Source organism: Candidatus Jidaibacter acanthamoeba (assembly GCF_000815465.1).
Classification (GTDB): domain Bacteria; phylum Pseudomonadota; class Alphaproteobacteria; order Rickettsiales; family Midichloriaceae; genus Jidaibacter; species Jidaibacter acanthamoebae.
In genome coordinates, this window is sequence record NZ_JSWE01000219.1 from 1 (window position 1) to 1133 (window position 1133).

Annotated in this window: 2 protein-coding genes; both read right to left on the bottom strand. The window is 33.0% G+C overall.

Annotated features, from left to right (window positions below):
- Positions 1-230 precede the first annotated feature (230 nt).
- Positions 231-653, bottom strand: coding sequence for a hypothetical protein (locus NF27_RS10115; protein ID WP_039459224.1), 423 nt, complete (start codon positions 651-653; stop codon positions 231-233).
- A 115-nt stretch (positions 654-768) separates the two neighbouring features.
- A partial coding sequence (locus NF27_RS11515) for a transposase (RefSeq protein WP_152606909.1) occupies positions 769-1133 on the bottom strand: 365 nt, incomplete at its 5' end.

The window sequence follows — 1133 nt, forward strand, 5'->3', positions numbered from 1 at the left end:
TGTGGGCCGTCAAAACTAAACCCACTTTTTATTAATCTATCATAAAACCAATTATGCTCAGAATCATTATTATCAGTCTCCCTAAAATTATTTAGTTCTTTTATTCCAAGCATCCTGAGAGGACTCTCTCCAAACCTTATGATCTTAATATGTAATAGCGCTGTTAAATTTCTAAAATACTCTTTTACCTTCCCCTCTTCTCCCCCTAATCCTTCCTCTATAAATATTCCTCACTCCATATCAGACCATGGTGTCATAGTACCCAAACCCATTGATCCCATACCGAAGAAAGAATAAACTACATCTCTTCCTTTAATCTGAGGCAACCCACCCAGCTCTTCTATACAATCTTCAACTAACTTGTTTATTAAGCCTGTTTTTTCTATCTCACCTTTCGTATTCCTACTACCGATAAAAAACTCTTTTATCTTCTTATATATCTCTTTAGTTTTTAATGCTCTATGTTTTAATTCTTCATAATCTAATAATTTGATTTGTAATAATTTTTCTATGACTGTTTTGGTAGTTTCTTCATCAATACAGTCATTAAGATAATCTTCTGTGTTTGTTTTTCCATGTATTTGAGATGTCGTATAATTAATTAGTGTACTGAAATCAATTTTTTCAATTAATGCACTTATTAACTGCTCCACTGGATTGGAATTAAACTCGGTTTCATTTATCCCAAGATTTCTAATTTGTTGTAACTGTGCCGGCCTTGTTGCTCAAATCAAAGTTAGAAGTATATATTCCCTATACACCTGTTATTTAAATGAGTTTTACCGATTTAGGCATACCTAGGGTTGTCATTCTATTAAGCATATAGCAACCAAGTAATGTTTCTGCATCTTGGTTATCCCACTTTCTTGATTTTAGCTTAGCTCCTATAATAGTTTTATACCGGTAAATAGTGTTTTCAACAATTTCTCTTCTCCCGTATTTATTCTTATTTCGCCAGGCATGGTATCCTTTTTCTTTGATATAATTAATTGTGTTAGACCTATGTTCTGCCTTAGCGTTTTTAGCATTTTTAGGAGGCGGGATTGTCGGGTTAATATTTTGAGTTTCTAAAAATCCATAAGTGTTGTTACCATCATAACCTCCATCAGCTAAAACCTCAGCTATCTTCTCTT